We start from the raw sequence: 19007 nt of genomic DNA on the forward strand, positions 1-19007 counted from the left end.
TATTTGTTTATACTATTTTAAAAACAATATAGTAGATCAATAAGGAGTGTTATCAAAAAACGTCAGAAAATCAAACGGCCAATAGCAACGTTAAAATCATGCTTATTGACCATTTGATAATGTTTAGACTTTGCTTAATGATTGCTTAAGCCTTAATAAAAATAGTCTCTTCACTCAAGCGCGATTTAGATATTTTGGCATTAAAGTCATCATCGCTTCGGTAGCCAAACGATACCACTGCTACGGCAGAATATCCTTTGCTACGTAAGTCGAACTCCGTATCAAGTGCTTGTAAATCAACTCCCTCCATAGGAACGGTATCAATACCCAAAAGAGCGCTGCCCAATAATACTCCGCCCATGTTGAGATATACCTGTTTGGCCAGCCAATGTGTCTCATCTTTCACATCGTAACGATGAATGTCTAAAAACAATTGGCGTGCTTGATGCATCTGCGTTTTAAACTCTTGCTGAGCATAGCGACCATCTTGATCTTCTTTTTCTAACACCGCTTGCATATATTCATTGTCGGCATGGATACGAGTACAAAAAACCACCACGTGTGAGGCATCTAGGACTTTAGGTGTATTAAAATGAAAGGCACCTTGCGTGCTTTTGGCAATGCGAGCTTTGCCTGCATCATCATCTGCAATGACGAAGCTCCATGGTTGAATATTGGTACTTGATGGACTCATTTGTAGCATGTCTTTGATCTGCTCAAAATCTTCAGCAGGTATCTTTTTGCTAGCATCAAATACTTTGGTGCTGTAACGCCAGTTTAGTGCTTCATTGATGGTTTTCATGATTGTCCTTAAGTAAAGTAAGTTGCAGTTTTTTAGTCAGCTAGTCATATAAATGGTTTTAACAAACGATGCTATTTAACCCTTACGTGTTCATAGATAGAGTTAAATGATCAGCCCGTCCTAGCGATGACTCATAATAGTAAAGTTCATACATTAGAACCACTAGCTACAAGAGTAAACACTTTCAATATTATTTTGAGAATATGGCGTTTTTAATTCATTTGAAGGTTGTTTATCACTATACTCAAGGCGGTGATACGCTTGCGCCTTGCCAAATTATCTTGTAATGGAATAATATTTTTAGAGTGCTTTAGATACATTTTAGGAAAAGTAGAGCGGTACTAGGGTAGGAGATATTTTTTTGAGGTGTTTTATTTGTCTGCGAGTATCTGGGGCTGATAGTTGATATTAGTAGAATTCGTATAACCGTAGTACTTTATGTTAGATGACAATAAACAGGCGTGACACACCCAATATGAGATGGCCAAGCCTGCTTACAGGGTTGTTCTTTTATATAGTTCTTATATCGTTGAGAGCTATCGCTATAAATATTTGAGGATAGTAATATGCTTATTACTATGTTTGAATTTGGCAAAAGCACGCATTAAAGGATACAGTAAAATGCTCAGTGCAATCGCAATGAACCAAAGTGTACTGACGTTATTTACACCAAAATATTCTCCATGCGTCATACCGAACTGTTGAACGGCAAATACATACAGCAGTTTCAATACATAGAGATGTACGATATAAAAAAACATTGGCACAGAACCGATGACTACCAGTGGTTTTATCCATAATTTGGTTTCAATTTTTTGGAGCATCACTAATAAAACCAGTCCTATGCCCACATTCCACAATATAAAGAGTAACGATGGTGGATATTTGGTGAGATTCATAAAGCTCATGAAGGTTTCACTCAGAGTTGGCATCATTAGCCATGCTTGATCGCCGTATACATTGGCCAGTCGCAGTACCACAAATAACGCGATACTCACCATGCCAAATGTAAGTAACGTACGATTTCTCTTTTGCACAGACGTAGAGTTACCGAACACAGATGTACCGATACAGTAGCCCAGTATGATAACGCCAATCCAAGGTAGTACAGGATAAGAGGTTCTGAAACGAATCACTTCACCAAACTCAATCCAGCCACGTTCATGAAGTATCAGCCACAGTTGATGCATAATAGGAATGTCGGCAAAGGAGACGGTATCTAATAAATTGTGCCCAAATATAATCACCAAGCTCAGTAGCCACAGCCATTTCTTAGGCAGACCAATAACCGCTGAGAGCGCAATCATACTGAAGCCAATCGCCCATATCACTTGGAGGTAAACTACATCAGGTGGAAATTGTGCTGTCCAAGCAAAGTTAATGACAATCAGCTCCAAAAACACTAAAAAAAGCCCGCGTTTGATTAAAAATTCGCGGGTCATTTGAATACTATTGTGCTTGTGTTGGTACAAATAAGCAGATAGTCCCGTCAGTAACACAAAAACAGGTGCACATAAATGGGCAATCATTCGGCTGAAAAACAGGGGTTCATCCGTTCCTGGTATCAGCATTGGATCAGGAACTTGATGGTGTAAGTAAAAGGTCTCTCGAACATGATCCACCATCATGATGAGCATCACAAGCCCTCGAAGTGCGTCGATCGCTTGTAACCGTTGAAAAGGTGTCACCATACCATAGCCTTTGAATAGTTAAAATGAAACATTATAACATATCAATTATTAGCTATTATTTATTTAAGTGCGCATTTTCGTAGAGGTACTCACCCATTGGATGTTTATGCTTGTCTTAACTTTTTATGCTGTGTCTGACCTAACGATAGCGTACCGCTGTTAAAACGGCGCGAAATTATCAGGCTGGCTGTGCGTAGCAGTCCAACGTTGATTGGCATCAATATGACTATTAAGCCCAACTCCTCGTGGTACTTGCATATTATCGCCATACAGCCAAAGCACCATATTGGTACGTTTACCACTGGTGATTGGATGTGCGGCGTGCGGCACCGAGCCTCTATGAATAATCGCCATACCAGGCTTAAAGATGGCACGTTTGGTTTGCCCTAAATGGTGATCGACAAAGTCGACTTCTGATCCAGTAAAGTCTTCGCCTGGCAGATTTAGGTTAATATTCATAGTCACCGCTGAAGCATCAGTATGAAGTTGTAGCGATGTGTCGCCTGTCGGCTGGTATTGAATTGAGAACCCAAAGGTCTGAGTGTCATAGCCATAAACATTGGCAAATAACAACCGAGCGATAGGGCGCATATATTGATTCATGACTTTATGATAAAACGCCTGAAAATTAGGGGTGGCCAAATAGCCTAGCGAGCGCGCATCTAGCATGGCGCCATTACTGTTCAATGCGATACCATAAGGAGGACGTATTGGGATATTAGCGTCTGCGATTGCTTGCAGATAACGGCGCAGCGTTGACAGTTGTGTTGGGTCAAAGAGTTGCCCCTGATATACGTCAGGTAGTATCTCTTGCCATAAATTTTTAACAGCCATCTCTGTAGAAGGAGTGCGCCATGCTTGCGTCACTGCATCACGTAAAGTTGGATCAAATAATGAGTCATCAAGTACAGGTAAGTCATGCTCAGTGGTTTCCCACTCTGCCCATGCTTGCTCTAGTAACTGGCTGTTTTGATTCCAGAAATGCTCTACCGATGGTGCACGTCTAAGCATGTCTGATTTTGAAGGTAGTGGCAAGTTGCGTGCTTGCTGTAGTGCGCTCTGTTGATTATCGCCATCATGGTGGCTATGGTGTTGAGTATCCTGTGTGCTCGTAGGCCGTATTATAGTATCCATCGTATATCTCCAAATGTGTGAGTAAACCTTATAGGTGCATGCTACTATAATTAATGATTTTGATAATCAGCAGGTTTAGAGAAACAGTTTCAATAATTTTTATATAATAATGAGGCTAGCAGCAGCAAGCGATGGTGGTTGCTAAGTTAGACGCTAATTGAACGAAGGCATGACGATGAAAAATTTGCAGGATTTACATATTTTTATTGAGACCGCTCGCTTAGGTAGCCTATCTGCCTGTGCTCGGCACTTAGATCTGTCGCCTGCAGTTGTGAGTGCAGCGGTCAAGCGATTAGAAGCCGAAATTGAGACGGTGTTGTTTGTTCGCTCCACTCGTAGGCTGCGTCTAACTAGCAAGGGTGAGCAATATTTAAAGCATTGCCGAGATGCGGTGGCTATTTTAGACAATGCTTATGCAGGACTGCATGACAATGATGCTGAGCTGATGGGTACAATTCGGCTGTCAGCATCATCAGATTTGGGTCGAAACTTAATTTTGCCTTGGTTGGACGATTTTATAGACATTCACCCAAAAGTGACGGTGCAGCTACATATGTCAGACAGCTATGTGGACTTGTACGGTCAGCAGATTGATTTGGCACTACGTTACGGCGCGCCCAAAGATTCATCACTGGTCGCACTACCCATAGTGTTGAATAATCGCCCTATACTGTGTGCGTCAAAGGAGTATTTGAGCAAAATTGATAAGGGTATCGGTATCCCAAAAATGCCGGAAGATTTATCGCAGCATAATTGTTTACGTTTGGGTCATGATGAAAAGTATTTGAGCGAGTGGACTTTTGAAAAAGAGGGCAAGACTAAACGTGTGGAAGTGGATGGCAATCGCAGAAGTAAAGACGGTGACGTTGTACGCCGCTGGGCAGTGGCGGGTAAAGGCATCGCATTAAAGTCTCAGTTAGATATAGCCGGCGATTTAAAGGCGGGGAGACTGGTCGAGGTGGAGTTGGACGGCTGGCAAGTGGCCAACTATCCGCTGTATTTGATTTGCCCAGAACGGCGATTAATCGATCCATTGTTTAATGCGGTCAAAGAATACTTGATTGAACGGGTAGAGCAGGTATTAAGGTAAAACGAGAACTAATGATTACCCTGTTTACTCAGACGAGCAAAACAACAGTTCCTAGACAGTAATTGCTTGATTATTATGACTATTGCCATATTTTATAAAGCACCGTAAACCAGTTTTTTGACGTCACCTTTTCAATCAGTTGATTTGAGAAGTGACGTTGTTGCATTCGCTCAATCAACATATAGATTTGACTGATATCAGATAACTCATCAGGTAGGAGGCAACCATCGAAATCAGAGCCAAACCCAACGTGATCTTCGCCTAGATGGTCGATCAGATAATCAAGATGATCGACAATCACATCAAGCGAAGTTTGCGTATTACGTTGCCCATCTGTACGAAGAAACGCCACATCGAAATTCACTCCAACCAAACCATCGCTTTGTTTAATAGCAGCCAGCTGCTGATCAGTCAAGTTCCGTGCTTGCTGACAGAGAGCGTGTGAATTGGAATGTGTCGCAACAATAGGCTGGCAGGCAATTTCTAGCGTATCCCAAAAAGCGCGTTCATTCATATGCGACACATCGATCAACATCTGCTTATCACGACAGGCCAAAATAAGCGCTTTGCCCTGAGCGGTCAAACCAGATCCTGTATCGGGAGAATGCGGAAAAGACGCATTTAAGCCATCACCGAAGAGACTCTTTCTATTCCATAGTGGGCCAATGCTTCTGAGGCCTGCCTCATAAAACATATCAAGCAGGTCAGGCTGTATGGCTAAAAACTCAGCACCTTCCAAATGCAAAACGATAGCTAATTGTTGATTCTGCTGACAGGCTTTGATTTGTTTTAATGAGGTGCAAATCTGAATCTGACCGTCAGATCTTGCCTCTAGTTGCTGGGCTAGTTTCAATTGTGTGCAGCAGATATCGACGATTTCTTGCGGAGTAAAATCCGAATTTGAGGGGTCAGATAGTTTTTCAGGATGGTTGTTTTTCACATAAGCATAGGGCGGTAAAAATATAGAAAATAATCCGCCCATCCAGTTCGCGTCTTTGCAACGTTGTAAGTCCAAATGCCCTGGTAGCGTGCCATAAATAAAGTCATGTACCGGATCGGCAGTTGAACTTAGCCATAGACGAGTTAATAGATCATTATGACCGTCAAAAATTATGGGCTGGTTATTCATCATTAATCCGTAACCGTACGCGTGGGAATCAGTTGCTCTTGACTCATACTTAATCGTTTAGAGTTTTTAGGATTGCGAAAGCGCAGTTCTTCAAAAGGTACAGGCGTCTCGCTGTTGATACGCGCCTCCTCAATCAGGTAGTGATAAGGCGACTTGCCACAGACAGGATCGGCATTTTTGGCGTCCCCAGTTAGCATAAAGGCTTGGCAACGGCAGCCACCATAATCGCGCTCTTTATCTGGGCAGCTTTGGCAGATGTCGGGCATCCAGTCGTCACCGCGAAACTGATTGAAGCTTGCAGATTCATACCAAATATCTGACAGTGGAGTATGTCGTACATTAGGAAACTGTATTGGCATTTGTCTGGCAGCATGACAAGGTAGGGCTGTACCGTCTGGTGCGACTGTTAAGAAAATCTTGCCCCAGCCATCCATACAAGGTTTCGGACGTTCTTCGTAATAGTCAGGCACCACGAAAATAAGTTTGCACTTAATACCACGTTCTTCAATCTGCTTGCGGTATTCATTGGTAATGCGTTCAGCTCGGACCACTTGCGCTTTGGTTGGTAGTAAACCCTCTATATTCTCAAACGCCCAACCATAAAACTGACAAATAGCCAGCTCGACCGTGTCGGCTTCTAGCTCTAAGCAGAGATCAATAATCTGGTCAATCTGATCGATGTTTTGCCGATGAATGACAAAGTTAAGTACCATCGGGTAATCGTACTGTTTGACCAGACGTGACATCTCATACTTTTGCTCAAAGGCATGTTTTGAACCTGCCAAGGCATTGTTCACCGTTGGATCGCTGGCTTGGAAGCTGATCTGGATATGCTGAAGACCTGCTTCTTTTAAACGCGCAATCCGAGCTTCGGTCAATCCCATACCTGATGTTATCAAGTTAGTATAAAAGCCTTGATTGTGCGCATAAGCGACCAGCTCTTCTAGGTCTTGACGAACCAGTGGTTCACCGCCAGAAAAGCCAAGCTGCACCGCACCCATTTGCCGCGCCTGATCAAACACATCAAACCATTCCTCTGTCGTTAGCTCCTCTTTATACTGAGCGTAATCGATAGGGTTTGAGCAATAAGGGCATTGTAAGGGGCAGCGATAGGTCAGCTCAGCAAGCAGCCATAGCGGTAGCCCGACTGGCGCAGTCATACTAAATCAATCCAATGTTCACGCTGGGCGACCAGCATATATTCAATGATGTCTTGTTCGATTTCGGGAATATCGCCAAACATAGCTTGTACCTTTTGGATAATATCAGCAATGGACGCTTGACCATCAATATGTTGCCCAATGATGCTGGCACTGTCATTGAGCTTAATCATGCCTTCAGGGTAAAGTAGGACATAGGCGTTTTGCGCAGGCTCAAACTGAAAACGATAACCGTGACGCCATACCGGTACGATGGATTGATCCAGCTCAGGTAAGCTAGCAGGTATACTCATTTGAATAATCCTTTATGCCAAACATTGTCAGTGGTAACGCTTTGATAAGGGGCTTGATTATGCACATAGGCCAAGCTCAATGCATCCAAGATCGTCCATAAGATATCGAGCTTAAACTGTAGGATCTCAAGCATACGCTCTTGTTGCTCGGCGGTTTTGAATGAGTCGAGTGTGATGGTCAGACCATGCTCAACATCGCGGCGCGCTTGACTCAAGCGTGAGCGGAAATAGGTATAGCCTTGCTCCTTTATCCAAGGGTAATGCTTGGGCCATGACTCTAAACGTGACTGGTGAATTTGCGGGGCAAACAGCTCAGTCAGGGAGCTACTGGCGGCTTCTCGCCATGACGTCCGCCGCGCAAAATTCACATAGGCATCCACGGCAAAACGCACACTCGGTAGCACTAGCTCTTCAGAAATCACTTGCTCACGAGTCAGACCAACTGCTTCTGCCAGACCTAACCATGCCTCACGTCCACCGCCGTCAGGATACACACCATCTTGATCAATCATGCGCTGGATCCATTCTTGACGCACGCGCTGATCAGGACAGTTTGCCATAATAGCTGCGTCTTTCAATGGGATATTGATCTGATAATAAAATCGATTGGCGACCCACGCTTGGATTTGCTGCTGTGTCGCTTTGCCTTCATGCATCATGATATGAAAGGGATGATAAATATGATAATACTGACCCTTAGCCATAATCGCTTGTTCAAACGCTTCTGGGCTTAGCGCTGTGTTTTCTTCTTGCATTGTTCTCACCTTACGATTGCTATCTTTGCCTTACCGTTTGTCTTACAGCTCAATCTGCATACCATCAAACGCTACTTCAACACCATGTTGTTTTAATGTCGCGGCTTGTTCAGACTGTTCATTCAATATCGGATTGGTGTTATTGATATGGATCAGCACCTTACGAGCGTTATCTAACTGATCTAGAGAATGCAGCGAGCCATCTTCACCACTAATATGCAAATGTCCCATGTCTTGGCCGGTCTTCGTACCGACGCCGCACTCTTGCATCTCATTGTCCGTCCATAGCGTACCGTCAATCATTACGCAATCAGAGCTTTTCATGATTTGCATCACTTGAGCGTCAATTTTACCGAGACCTGGCGCATAAAATAGTTGTTTTTGTGTTTTTAAGTCTTTTACAATCAGGGCAATATTGTCGCCATCATGCGGGTCGTTGCGGTGCGGAGAGTAGGGCGGTGCAGAGCTTCTAATCACTAAAGGCGTCAATTCTAAATTGTCAAATCCTTCAATCTTAAACGTCTTTTCTGGATCAATTTGATTATATTGCAAGCCGCCATTCCAGTGCTTTAACATATTAAAGAGAGGAAATCCTGTTGTTAGATCTTGATAGACCATGTCAGTACACCAAACAGGAATTGGACAACCTTCACGCAGGGTCAATAGCCCCGTCGTATGGTCAAGTTGACTGTCCATTAAGACTACATTGGTGATACCTGTATCTCTCAATTGACGTGCTGGCTGTGCCGCCTTGAACTCAAATAATTGTTGGCGGATATCAGGGGATGCGTTGAATAAGATCCAATCCACACCATTTTCTGATATGGCTATCGAAGATTGGGTGCGGGTTTTTGCCTGAATCGTGCCTTGACGCACACCGTGGCAATTATCGCAATTACAGTTCCACTGCGGGAAACCGCCACCAGCAGCTGAGCCTAAAACGTGAATATACATAAATCAATATTTCCAAAAAAATAAAAGCCCTAATCATCTAGGGCTTTTAATGGATTGAGTGCTAATAAGTTTTAGCGTGCTTCGAAATACATAGTCACTTCGAAACCGATACGAATGTCTTGAAAAGCTGGTTTGGTCCACTGCATGGGATTACTCCGGAACGATCTTACTATTTAAGAAGTAAGATTAATAAAGTGAATGAGTGATAAAGGGTAGTATAAGCTGCCCCCCGCTGTCAATTTCTTAGATGTTAGTAAAGCGTTAACGAGCATCGATTAAGCAGTCTTTTATAGCATAAATGAAAGCTGTTTTTTCGTGCTAAAAAGACAACATATTGGGCATAAGATTAAAAATATCTTTGAATAGATTGAGCATAAATTATAACTATAAAAAATATGCTCGAAGGGGAGTCAGGTGTATTTCGAGAACTTATGAGTTATACAGATATATTGCAAAAACCGAATTTATATATAAAGTAATAGATTAACTTGATAGATACTGGAGCCTGAAGATGATTGCTGAATTACAAGGCAGCGAGCTAACCAAAGCCATCTTGGGAAATATCAGCAACTATGTATGGTGTGCTGTCAGCAACGTTAGCGATGATTATGCTATAGCAACCATAGATAATGGTTACTACGAATTGTTGGTTCCTATTGTAGCCTTTAATAACGATCAGTTCGTTTGTGATAAAGGTGATCTATGGGAATATGCTGTCTCAGTAAAGAGAGTGGCACTTACTCATGATGATGTGGGGCTATAACTCATTATCAATATAGTGCCTGTTACGTTCTACATACAGATTAGTCTTACAGCCTATGCGTGAAAATCTACCACCTGTCTACAACTTCTTGTTCTAGCTGACAATACATCTGTACTATCTATTTATAAGCTCATCTGTCTAACCATCAATATTTTGTAACGATAGATAAAACAGGTTCGAAGATGCTCAAGTGATTGCTGTTACAAAACCGCTTGTTTAGCTTACTAATCATTGTCATTGAATAGGAGTAACAACATGGATACGGTAATTGTTGGAAGCGAACTAACTCGTTCAATGCTTGAGGACGGTCATAAAAATATATGGTGTGCTGTAAGTGATGAGAGTGATGAGAATGCTCTAGAAGATCAGGTAGGTAATGACTTCACATCTCGCATTGTGGCTTTTGAAGATGGCCAGTTCTATTGTACGGGCGGTATGCCTTGGAAGTATGCAGTGCCAATTGAAATAATTGCATTGACGCGATATGACTTTTCTCTTTAGTGAACAACATAACTTAGATAAGTTTGGATAGTCATCGCCGAAAGTAAATCCTAATATTAAGATATTTAGTTAGATAAAATGCGCGACTGACAAGGCCATTCAAGCGATGTAATATACAGCTTGAATGGCCTTTTGTGTTTTAGAGCCAGTTTGAAAGCTATTTATTATTTCAAAAAATCAGGCTGCATAAAGGCTGGGTTTGGATAAGTGTAGAAACCTTCACCAGTCGCGAATCCTAGTTTGTTTTGATCGATTAATTGCTCTTTTAAATATTGAGCAGCCTTGAACCTCACAGGATTTTGAGTTTTTTCAGCAGATAGTTTTGTGATGTTGTAGGCAGTGTTGATACCGATAGTGTCCAATATGGCAAAGGGGCCTGACGGCGCGCCAGTTACTATCATCCACGTTTTATCTATCGTATGTGGATCGGCAACTTCTTTTGCAACCAATTGCAAAGCTGCATCTATAAAAGGCGCCAACAAACTGTTCATGATATAGCCGGGTTGCTCCTTATCCAGCGGCATTGCCACCATACCGATGGCAGTAGCAAAAGCAACAACCTCATCAAATACTTTAGGATCTGTCCCAGGATGTCCCATGATTTCGGCGACATTATGCATCCAAATTTTATTGGCAAAATGTAGCGCTAAAAACTGCGCAGGTCGTCCCGTTGATTCTGCAAACTGGCTAGGAAGTAAGGTTGAGGTATTGGTCGCAAAGATGGTTTTCTCTGGCGCTAGTTTGGCAAGTTTTTCATAAAATTCGATTTTAATTTCAGGAATCTCGGGAATGGCTTCAATCATTAGATCAGCATCTTTGACTGCTTCTGCTAAGTCTGAGGTGTAGCTGAGATTATCAAAAGCCTTATCCAACTGCTCTTGAGTTGCCCTCAAATCCTTTCGAAAAGCCTTGCACATCAATTGAAATTTTGACTTTGCTTTTTCTAAAACCTCATCATTGATGTCATAGACACTGACATTAAAATCATGAAATGCGGCCTGAAAAGCAATTTGGTAGCCTAGGATGCCGCTTCCCGCGACAGTTACATTTTTATACGTCATTGTATTTATTTCCTAATAGTAGTGGATATAAGTTGCTAGATAAATGTCTAGAACTTATAGACCTATTATTAGATGGTTTTACTTCATTATTCAACCTTCATTTTTATAAAAACATTAAAGAGAACCCAAAAATATCGCTATGCAAGTATCAGATAAGTTTATACTACTTGACTTATTATATTATTAAATAATTCAATAACTTGATGACCATGTTACTAACTTTACACCTGATGATTTTATGATAATTGAAGGCTAATTTCATATCATAACGACATTTTTAATGACTGTTGATGTCAAAATATTGTCCTATCTAGTATGCTCTAAAAGCATTAGCATCATATTACCGAATTTACTCAATATTAGGCTTGGGAGCAAGCATATTATTTATCCTAGTTAAGCGAATCAAAGAGATGTACGATAAAAATCGCATTTAACGGATTCAATATATAAGGAAGGCTATTGTCCCTATTATTATTCTTACGTATAAATTCGTTGCCACATTCGAAGGTTTGCACATGTATCATGCACCATTTTTCAACTGTGCTATGTGCGTAAGGATTGCATTAGCGGAGAAGCAGCTAGAGTGGACAAGCCTATTGATCTGTCTAAAGGTTATTAGCAGTAGTAAGCCTGTTTTTGATGTAATGATTCTCGCAGATGCGCTACAAGCAGTTTCAACTTTTGGTCCGGTTGCCGTGCCTTGGGGTAAACCGCATACATGCCCATTTTCTTTCGTGTAAAGCGTTGCAAAATTTGAGTGAGCGTATTTTGCTGCATCTCTTCATAAACAAGAGCTTGTGGTAAAAAGGCGATACCTAGGTCGCTGAGAGTCGCTTGTTTAATCGCATTAAGATGATTGCTATGAAACCGACCCTGTACAGGAAGCAGTTGCTCCGTACCATCTATATATAGCGGCCATATACCATTCGCCGTATGATCAAACTTATAGACCAAACACTCATGACTCCGTAATTGTTCAGGGGTTTGAGGTGTACCGTGTCGCTCTAAATAGTCTGGTGTCGCACATATGACCCACTGGCTATCTATAAGACGTCTTGCAATGAGTGATGAGTCTTCAAGCTCTGCTGTCCTTATCGCCAGATCAAATCCTTCTTCTATCAAATCAACCAATCGATTGGTAATCTGTAAATCTACTGATATTTCTGGGTGTTGTTTACAGAATTCGGCAATGGATTCGCTCAATATTAGATTTGCAGAGACCGCTGGCATGGTTATACGTATGTTGCCTTTCATGTCCTCACCATAGCCTGTAACGGCATTTTCAGCTTCCTGAAAGGCAAATTTAGCGATTTTAGCTTTGTTATAAAGCGTCCTTCCTGCATCGGTTAAGCTTAACTTTCTGGTTGTCCTATACAGTAGCTGTGCATTTAAGCTTTCTTCTAATCTTGCAATGCGTTTACTTACCACTGAATTCGTTAATGACAGCTTTTCAGCGACCCGAGAAAATGACCCTTCATCAACCACTTGGACGAATAAAACCATATCGTCAGCTTTGCCCATACTTGTTCCCCAATTGGTGTAATACGTTTTGGATTATAGCAAAAAAAGAAAATAACATTGTCCTTTGATGCAATATATCAATGTATTGACAAGGCGTAGAATATTTTAGGGAATTTTGAATATTTAATCGATACACTGATGAGCAATCACTGTGTATGGCGGCTTGAAAGGTTCTAATCACTATTTTACCTACTATCTATTATGTGTTGTTCTGCGGGATTATCGTCATGGCTGCCATTTATATCTTTGGTTTTCAAGGGCCTTTAGCATCATGAGTGACACACAATCACTAAATAAAGAGCGTCATATGCCGTCATTAAATAGAGCTTCATCAAACCTTTTCTCATCAAATATAGCGCATCAAGACCAAGACACACTTCATCCTGAGCAAGTATTAGACAAGCTAACCCATTTACTGGGAGCCGGCAATGTACAGGCCGATCCAGAAAAAAATGAACACTATAGAATGGGGTGGCGCTCTGGTGGCGGCAGCGCTTTGGCTGTTTTGTTTCCGCAAACGTTGCTGGAGATTTGGCGTAGTCTAGAGATATGTGTGGAAGGCGACTGCATTATTATCATGCAAGCAGCAAAAACGGGACTGACTGAAGGCTCAACCCCGAGCGGTAATGACTACGATAGACCAGTTGTTGTGATCAATACCCTTGCAATGAATCAGTTGTATTTGGTGAATGATAACGAGCAAGTGATTAGCTTACCTGGCGCCACGTTGCACCAGTTGCAAAGTCAGCTTAAAGCCGTAAATAGAGCGCCTCACTCGGTCATCGGTTCATCGACGTTAGGTGCATCTATTATTGGCGGTGTCTCTAATAATTCTGGTGGGGCTCTGGTGAAAAGAGGTCCTGCTTATACTGAGCTGGCATTGTTTGCCCAAATAGACAAGCACGGTCAGCTAGTGCTGGTTAACCACCTAGACGTAGAGTTAGGAGATACCCCAGAAGAAATACTCACTAACTTGCAAACAGGTAATTTTGATAAAAGAGCATTACCTGACACTGGCAAGCTCGCATCTGACAAAGAGTACATCGCTAGAGTAAAAGATGTTGAAGCAAGCACACCAAGTCGTTTTAATGCGGATAAGCGAAGACTGTATGAAGCAAGCGGCTGCGCTGGCAAGCTTGCCGTGTTTGCAGTACGTCTTGATACCTATCCAACAGCTGTAAAAGAGAAAACATTTTATATAGGTACCAACAGTGTGAGTGAGCTTGCACAGCTCAGGAGGCAAATATTATCAAGCTTCGATAATATTCCGGAAGTAGGTGAGTACATGCATCGTGATATATTCGATGTATCCGCTAAATACGGAAAAGACACGTTCCTGAGTATTAAGCATCTTGGTACCAATGCCTTACCTAGACTATTTTCTATCAAAGGTGCTATGGATGCAAAATTCCATAAATGGTCATGGATGCCAAAGCATTTCACTGACAAAGTCATGCAATTCGTCGCCAATATATTTCCAAAGCATTTACCGAAGCGAATGCTAGAGTATCGCGACCAATATGAGCATCATTTAATCTTAAAAATGAGTGATGCTGGAATAGCAGAAGCACAGGATTTTCTGAAGGTGTTTTTCGACGCTTCAAATACGGGTAACTATTTTGAATGTAGTCAAGAAGAATCAGAAAGCGCCTTTTTACATCGCTTTGCCGCAGCAGGTGCCGCACTAAGGTATGAAGTCATACATGAAAAAGACGTCGGCGATATATTGGCATTAGATATTGCCATACCACGTAACGAATTAGAATGGCTCGAAACGCTACCTGAAGACATTGAACAGCATTTGGAGAAGAAACTCTATTATGGACACTTCTTTTGTTATGTGTTTCATCAAGACTATATTCTGAAGAAGGGCAGTGATGCACATCTTGTTAAAAAGATGATGTTAGAGCTACTGAGCGCACGTGGAGCCAAATATCCTGCTGAGCATAATGTCGGACACCTATACGAAGCGGAACCTGATTTGCAGAACTTTTATGCAAGCTTAGACCCAACCAATACCTTTAATCCGGGTATTGGTAAAATGCCGAAAACCAAACGTAATTGCTCGTGCTGTCTATAACTGAACTTTAAAAGTGGCATTGGGCTGATTATTTATCAGTAGCTAAGCAAAGTAGCAAAGTAGCTGAATAGTTCAGTGTTTGTCTATTATAAACGTTCAGTACACCTTCAGAAGCACTGCCGATTGGTAGTGCTTTTTGATTATTTCTAGGCAAATATATCAGTGGCCTCAAGTTCAGAAGCATATTTATTCAAAATGATTTTGTTATCTATTGTTAAATACCAGTCGATGCTATGTATAATGCAGCACTAGCATAGCTTTCACTCAGTATGGCTTTCACTCATATGCCTTTAATAAGAAGATTACATTATGTCAAACAAGCGTCCTTTATATATTCCTGTTGCTGGACCCGCTCTTTTAGAGACACCTTTACTGAATAAAGGTAGTGCTTTTTCATCAGAAGAACGTAGTAGCTTTAATTTAACGGGGCTATTACCTCATAATATTGAAACGATTGAGGAGCAATCATTACGTGCTTATCATCAACTAAGCTCATTCACTGACGCGATGGATAAGCATATTTACTTGCGTAACATCCAAGATACCAATGAAACCTTATTTCATCATCTCATTGAGCAGCATATCGAAGAAGTCATGCCGCTCATTTATACCCCAACCGTTGGTCAGGCGTGTGAAAAATTCTCGCAAATTTATCGTCGTAAACGTGGTTTGTTTATCTCATATCCTGAGCGTCACAAAATCGACGATATGCTACAAAATGCCACCAAACAAAACGTTAAAGTGATCGTTGTTACTGACGGTGAACGTATATTGGGCCTAGGGGATCAGGGTATTGGCGGTATGGGTATTCCAATCGGTAAGTTGTCTTTATACACGGCTTGTGGTGGTATTAGCCCAGCTTATTGTCTACCTATTTTGCTGGATGTCGGCACCAATAACCAACAGCTGCTTGACGATCCTATGTATATGGGCTGGAGAAATCCGCGCATCTCTGGCGATGAATATAATGAATTTGTGGACTTATTCATTCAAGCCGTTAAGCGCCGTTGGCCAGAAGTGTTATTGCAGTTTGAAGATTTTGCTCAGGAAAACGCGACACCATTATTGAATAAATATCGTGATCAGCTATGCTGCTTTAATGATGATATTCAAGGGACTGCTGCGGTATCGGTTGGTACTCTGATTGCAGCGTGTCTAAATAAAGGTCAAAAACTTAGCCAACAGAATATCGCATTTTTAGGAGCAGGATCTGCGGGTTGCGGTATTGCTGAGCATATCATTCGCCAAATGCAGCGTGAAGGATTGACTGAAGAGCAAGCTCGTAGTCAAGTATTCATGGTTGATCGCTATGGCTTGCTAACAGATGGCATGACAGAGCTGCAAAAATTCCAAGAACCGTTAGTACAAAAAGAATCAGCTATTGCCAGCTGGGATAAAAGCAAGAAACTCGGCTTAGCGCAAGTGGTTAAACAAGCAAAAATCACCGTATTATTTGGTGTTAGCGGACAAAAAGGTCTGTTTACCCAAGAAGTGATCGAGTCGCTATGTGCTAATACTGAGCACCCAATTGTACTACCACTTTCAAATCCAACGTCTCGTGTGGAAGCAACGCCGCAAGAAGTCATGAATTGGAGTAAAGGTAAGGCAATTGTTGCGACGGGTAGTCCGTTTCCTCATACCACTTATAACGGTCAGTCTTTTGAGGTTTCTCAGTGTAATAACAGCTATATTTTCCCGGGTATTGGTCTAGGTGTTTTAGCAGCACGTGCGTCAGGTATCAGCGATAATATGCTAACGGCGGCAAGCCAAGCCCTTGCAGATATATCAATGGAATACGAAAAAGCACCTGGTGCCATCCTACCGCCGATCAAAGTTATCAGAGAGATCAGTGAAAAAATAGCGTATGCAGTGGCATTGCAAGCGGCTCAAGATAAGCTAGCACTACCTATCACATCGGAGAATTTACAACGCCGATTAAAAGCGAACTTTTGGTTACCTGAATATCGTAACTATCGCCGTACTTCTTTCTAGGTTAGAGATTAGATATAAAAATTCCTAATATTAGATACATTATCTAAGTAAAGCATTAAATAAAAAAGGTTGCTAACGCTATATTATATATAGTGTCGGCAACCTTTTTTGTTTCTGCAGTGGTATAAACTAACTGCTATCAAACCTTGATGTTCAGTGCATAGAGCAATTAACTAACTTTCGTTAAACCGTAATCAAACGCTACACTTGGTATGCTCATTTCAGTCACTGTTTGTCGACTGCATTTATAGTGGATGTCTTATCTGGACTGGTATCATAGAGAATGGCTTTCACAAGAGATATCCCCATCAGTACCATTACAAAACTAAAAGGCAAGGCACCTATTACCATCGCTGTTTTAATTGCACCTAAGCCTCCGCTTATCAGTAGTACTCCAACAACCAATGCTAAGATAACACCCCAAAAGATAATATGCGGCCGGCCTTTCGGTCCTTCATTACCACCTGAGTTAATAGTATTGATAACTAAAATTGCCGAATCTAACGTAGTAACTAAATAAGTCAATAATAAGACTAAAACTAAAATGGCCATTATCCAAGCAAAACCGGGTGATAGCATCACATCAAGCATCGCCAATAACTGAGCTTCTTGGCCCACACCTGAAATCGCATCACCAGCAATACCACTGAGCGTTAAATCAATCGCGGTTCCTCCTACCACTGAGAACCAGATAAAACACATTAATGCCGGTAGTACAACAGTCCCTAATAGATAAGCACGAATGCTGCGACCACGTGAAATACGAGCAAAGAACACACCAACAAAAGGACCAAAGGCGATCCACCATGCCCAATAAAAAACGGACCAATCTTTTTGCCATGTAGAAAGTGTGTCACCGACAGGTGTGCCATTAGGCTGCCAAACAGTCACTAGGAGCTCAGGAAGAGCGACAACATAATCAAACAGACCTACGAAAAAAGACTGTAGACCGAAGAAGGTAGAACCAAATATTAAGAAAAATGCAAAAAGAACAAGACTTAGCCACATATTTATATTGGATAACCATTTTACACCTTTACCAAGGCCAGAAAGAGCAGAGAGTGTTGCTACTCCAACGATGACAATCAATGCAACGATAATCGCTGTGGCTGACGACTTGCCGTCAGCATTGATTAACCATTCACCCATACCAACGCGATGCATACTAGAAACAAATTGCTCGACCCCAAATCCTAGTGTTTGTGCTACACCCAAAATCGTTGCAATAACAGCGACAATATCGATTGTATCACCGAGCCTACCTGACAGTTTTTTGCCAAATAATGGCGCTAGCCCTGAACGAATGGTAAGTGGTAGTTTGCGTCTAAAGGAAAAATATGCCATTGAGAGCCCGACTAAGGAATAGCAAATCCATGCGCTAAAACCCCAATGTAGAAATGCCCATTTATAGGCGTAACGTACATTATCGGCACCATAGCCTGTTGCCATACCTTTAATAACTTCAGGATTGTTTGCAAAATGATACATAGGTTCTGCGGTTGCAAAGGTTAACATGCCAACCCCAATACCTGCGCCGAAGATCATTGAAAACCATGAAAAGTTGGAGAACTCAGGTTTATCCCCTTGATCTCCTAAAATGAGCTTGCCATAGCGTGGAATAAACGCTAGAAGCAATGCTAATACTAAGAAAAAGGCCACACATAAGATGTACCATGTCGAAAAGTGATTGAGCAAAAAGCTATTGATTGAGCCTAGTATGGAGAGTGAGTTCTCAGGAAAGATGACAGCCCAGAGAATGAGCAAACCAAGTAGAATTTTGGCAGTAATCGTAACGTCTTTATTAAACCCCTCGTAAAAGCCTTTTGTTGCTACCTTAATCGGTAAATTGGTTAAAGGTTGTCTGCGTTTCTGTCTCATATCTAATCCTTTAGATAGTATATTTTTCATTTTAATGAATGTTAAGTGTTGCAATCCTTTCAACTGTTTAATTCATGTCATTTAAGGTAGGTCATCAAGTGGTACTTTCCTAAACCTATAGGGCCAAAAGTAGTTAAGTTTTATCAAAAATTCTCATGTGCTTTATCCATTGTTTCGTATTGACAGCTTTTTGTTTAATGACA

General features: G+C 41.6%; 17 protein-coding genes. 5 read left to right on the plus strand and 12 right to left on the minus strand.

Annotated features, from left to right (window positions below; genetic code table 11):
• Positions 1–145: 145 nt before the first annotated feature.
• The 3 genes from AK824_RS06780 to AK824_RS06790 all read right to left on the minus strand — a co-directional run bounded on the left by AK824_RS06780 (position 146) and on the right by AK824_RS06790 (position 3627).
• Complete coding sequence (locus AK824_RS06780; protein WP_057760097.1) at positions 146–802, minus strand: oxygen-insensitive NAD(P)H nitroreductase; 657 nt, start codon at positions 800–802, stop codon at positions 146–148.
• A gap of 542 nt (positions 803–1344) precedes the next feature.
• Positions 1345–2493 (minus strand): acetyltransferase domain-containing protein, encoded by a 1149-nt coding sequence (locus AK824_RS06785; protein ID WP_057760098.1) that lies wholly within the window; start codon positions 2491–2493, stop codon positions 1345–1347.
• Between the two features lie 159 nt (positions 2494–2652).
• Complete coding sequence (locus AK824_RS06790) at positions 2653–3627, minus strand: 2OG-Fe(II) oxygenase family protein (RefSeq protein ID WP_057760100.1); 975 nt, start codon at positions 3625–3627, stop codon at positions 2653–2655.
• Between the two features lie 175 nt (positions 3628–3802).
• Here AK824_RS06790 and AK824_RS06795 point away from each other — a divergent pair, with 175 nt between their 5' ends.
• Entirely contained in the window at positions 3803–4717 is a 915-nt protein-coding gene (locus tag AK824_RS06795) for a LysR family transcriptional regulator (RefSeq protein ID WP_057760101.1), read from the plus strand.
• Positions 4718–4796: 79 nt separating this feature from the next.
• Here AK824_RS06795 and AK824_RS06800 read toward each other — a convergent pair whose 3' ends face one another.
• The 6 genes from AK824_RS06800 to pqqA form a co-directional block, all read right to left on the minus strand.
• A complete protein-coding gene (locus tag AK824_RS06800; protein ID WP_413772200.1) occupies positions 4797–5846 on the minus strand; it encodes a dipeptidase in 1050 nt (349 codons plus the stop codon).
• 2 nt (positions 5847–5848) lie between these two features.
• Positions 5849–7006, minus strand: coding sequence for a pyrroloquinoline quinone biosynthesis protein PqqE (pqqE, locus tag AK824_RS06805; protein ID WP_057760104.1), 1158 nt, complete (start codon positions 7004–7006; stop codon positions 5849–5851).
• Entirely contained in the window at positions 7003–7299 is a 297-nt protein-coding gene (pqqD, locus tag AK824_RS06810) for a pyrroloquinoline quinone biosynthesis peptide chaperone PqqD (protein ID WP_057760106.1), read from the minus strand. Before pqqD ends, pqqE begins: the two co-directional genes overlap by 4 nt.
• Complete coding sequence (gene pqqC / locus AK824_RS06815; RefSeq protein WP_057760108.1) at positions 7296–8054, minus strand: pyrroloquinoline-quinone synthase PqqC; 759 nt, start codon at positions 8052–8054, stop codon at positions 7296–7298. Before pqqC ends, pqqD begins: the two co-directional genes overlap by 4 nt.
• 42 nt (positions 8055–8096) lie before the next feature.
• Positions 8097–9008 carry a pyrroloquinoline quinone biosynthesis protein PqqB gene (gene pqqB / locus AK824_RS06820; RefSeq protein ID WP_057760110.1) on the minus strand — a complete coding sequence of 304 codons (912 nt, stop codon included), beginning with the start codon at positions 9006–9008 and terminating at the stop codon, positions 8097–8099.
• Positions 9009–9079: 71 nt separating this feature from the next.
• Complete coding sequence (gene pqqA / locus AK824_RS13525; protein WP_082894360.1) at positions 9080–9154, minus strand: pyrroloquinoline quinone precursor peptide PqqA; 75 nt, start codon at positions 9152–9154, stop codon at positions 9080–9082.
• Between the two features lie 365 nt (positions 9155–9519).
• Here pqqA and AK824_RS06825 point away from each other — a divergent pair, with 365 nt between their 5' ends.
• Together AK824_RS06825 and AK824_RS06830 are read left to right on the plus strand one after the other, a co-directional pair.
• The gene (locus tag AK824_RS06825; protein WP_057760112.1) at positions 9520–9771 is read left to right on the plus strand and encodes a hypothetical protein; all 252 of its coding nucleotides are present in this window, start codon (positions 9520–9522) and stop codon (positions 9769–9771) included.
• 255 nt (positions 9772–10026) lie between these two features.
• Complete coding sequence (locus AK824_RS06830) at positions 10027–10272, plus strand: hypothetical protein (protein ID WP_057760113.1); 246 nt, start codon at positions 10027–10029, stop codon at positions 10270–10272.
• A 164-nt stretch (positions 10273–10436) separates the two neighbouring features.
• Here the strand turns inward: AK824_RS06830 and AK824_RS06835 are convergent, their stop codons facing one another.
• Positions 10437–11333, minus strand: a complete 897-nt coding sequence (locus AK824_RS06835; protein WP_057760115.1) for a 3-hydroxyacyl-CoA dehydrogenase — start codon at positions 11331–11333, stop codon at positions 10437–10439.
• Between the two features lie 615 nt (positions 11334–11948).
• Positions 11949–12854, minus strand: a complete 906-nt coding sequence (locus AK824_RS06840) for a LysR family transcriptional regulator (RefSeq protein WP_057760117.1) — start codon at positions 12852–12854, stop codon at positions 11949–11951.
• Between the two features lie 271 nt (positions 12855–13125).
• Here AK824_RS06840 and dld point away from each other — a divergent pair, with 271 nt between their 5' ends.
• Both dld and AK824_RS06850 read left to right on the plus strand, forming a co-directional pair.
• Positions 13126–14934, plus strand: coding sequence for a D-lactate dehydrogenase (gene dld, locus AK824_RS06845; RefSeq protein ID WP_227511128.1), 1809 nt, complete (start codon positions 13126–13128; stop codon positions 14932–14934).
• A 309-nt stretch (positions 14935–15243) separates the two neighbouring features.
• On the plus strand, positions 15244–16926 hold the full coding sequence (locus AK824_RS06850) for an NAD-dependent malic enzyme (protein WP_057760119.1): 1683 nt from the start codon (positions 15244–15246) through the stop codon (positions 16924–16926).
• 225 nt (positions 16927–17151) lie between these two features.
• Here the strand turns inward: AK824_RS06850 and AK824_RS06855 are convergent, their stop codons facing one another.
• Positions 17152–18804, minus strand: a complete 1653-nt coding sequence (locus AK824_RS06855) for a BCCT family transporter (protein ID WP_057760121.1) — start codon at positions 18802–18804, stop codon at positions 17152–17154.
• Between the last annotated feature and the right edge of the window lie 203 nt (positions 18805–19007).

It is taken from the genome of Psychrobacter sp. P11G3 (genome assembly GCF_001435845.1).
In the GTDB taxonomy this organism is placed as follows: domain Bacteria; phylum Pseudomonadota; class Gammaproteobacteria; order Pseudomonadales; family Moraxellaceae; genus Psychrobacter.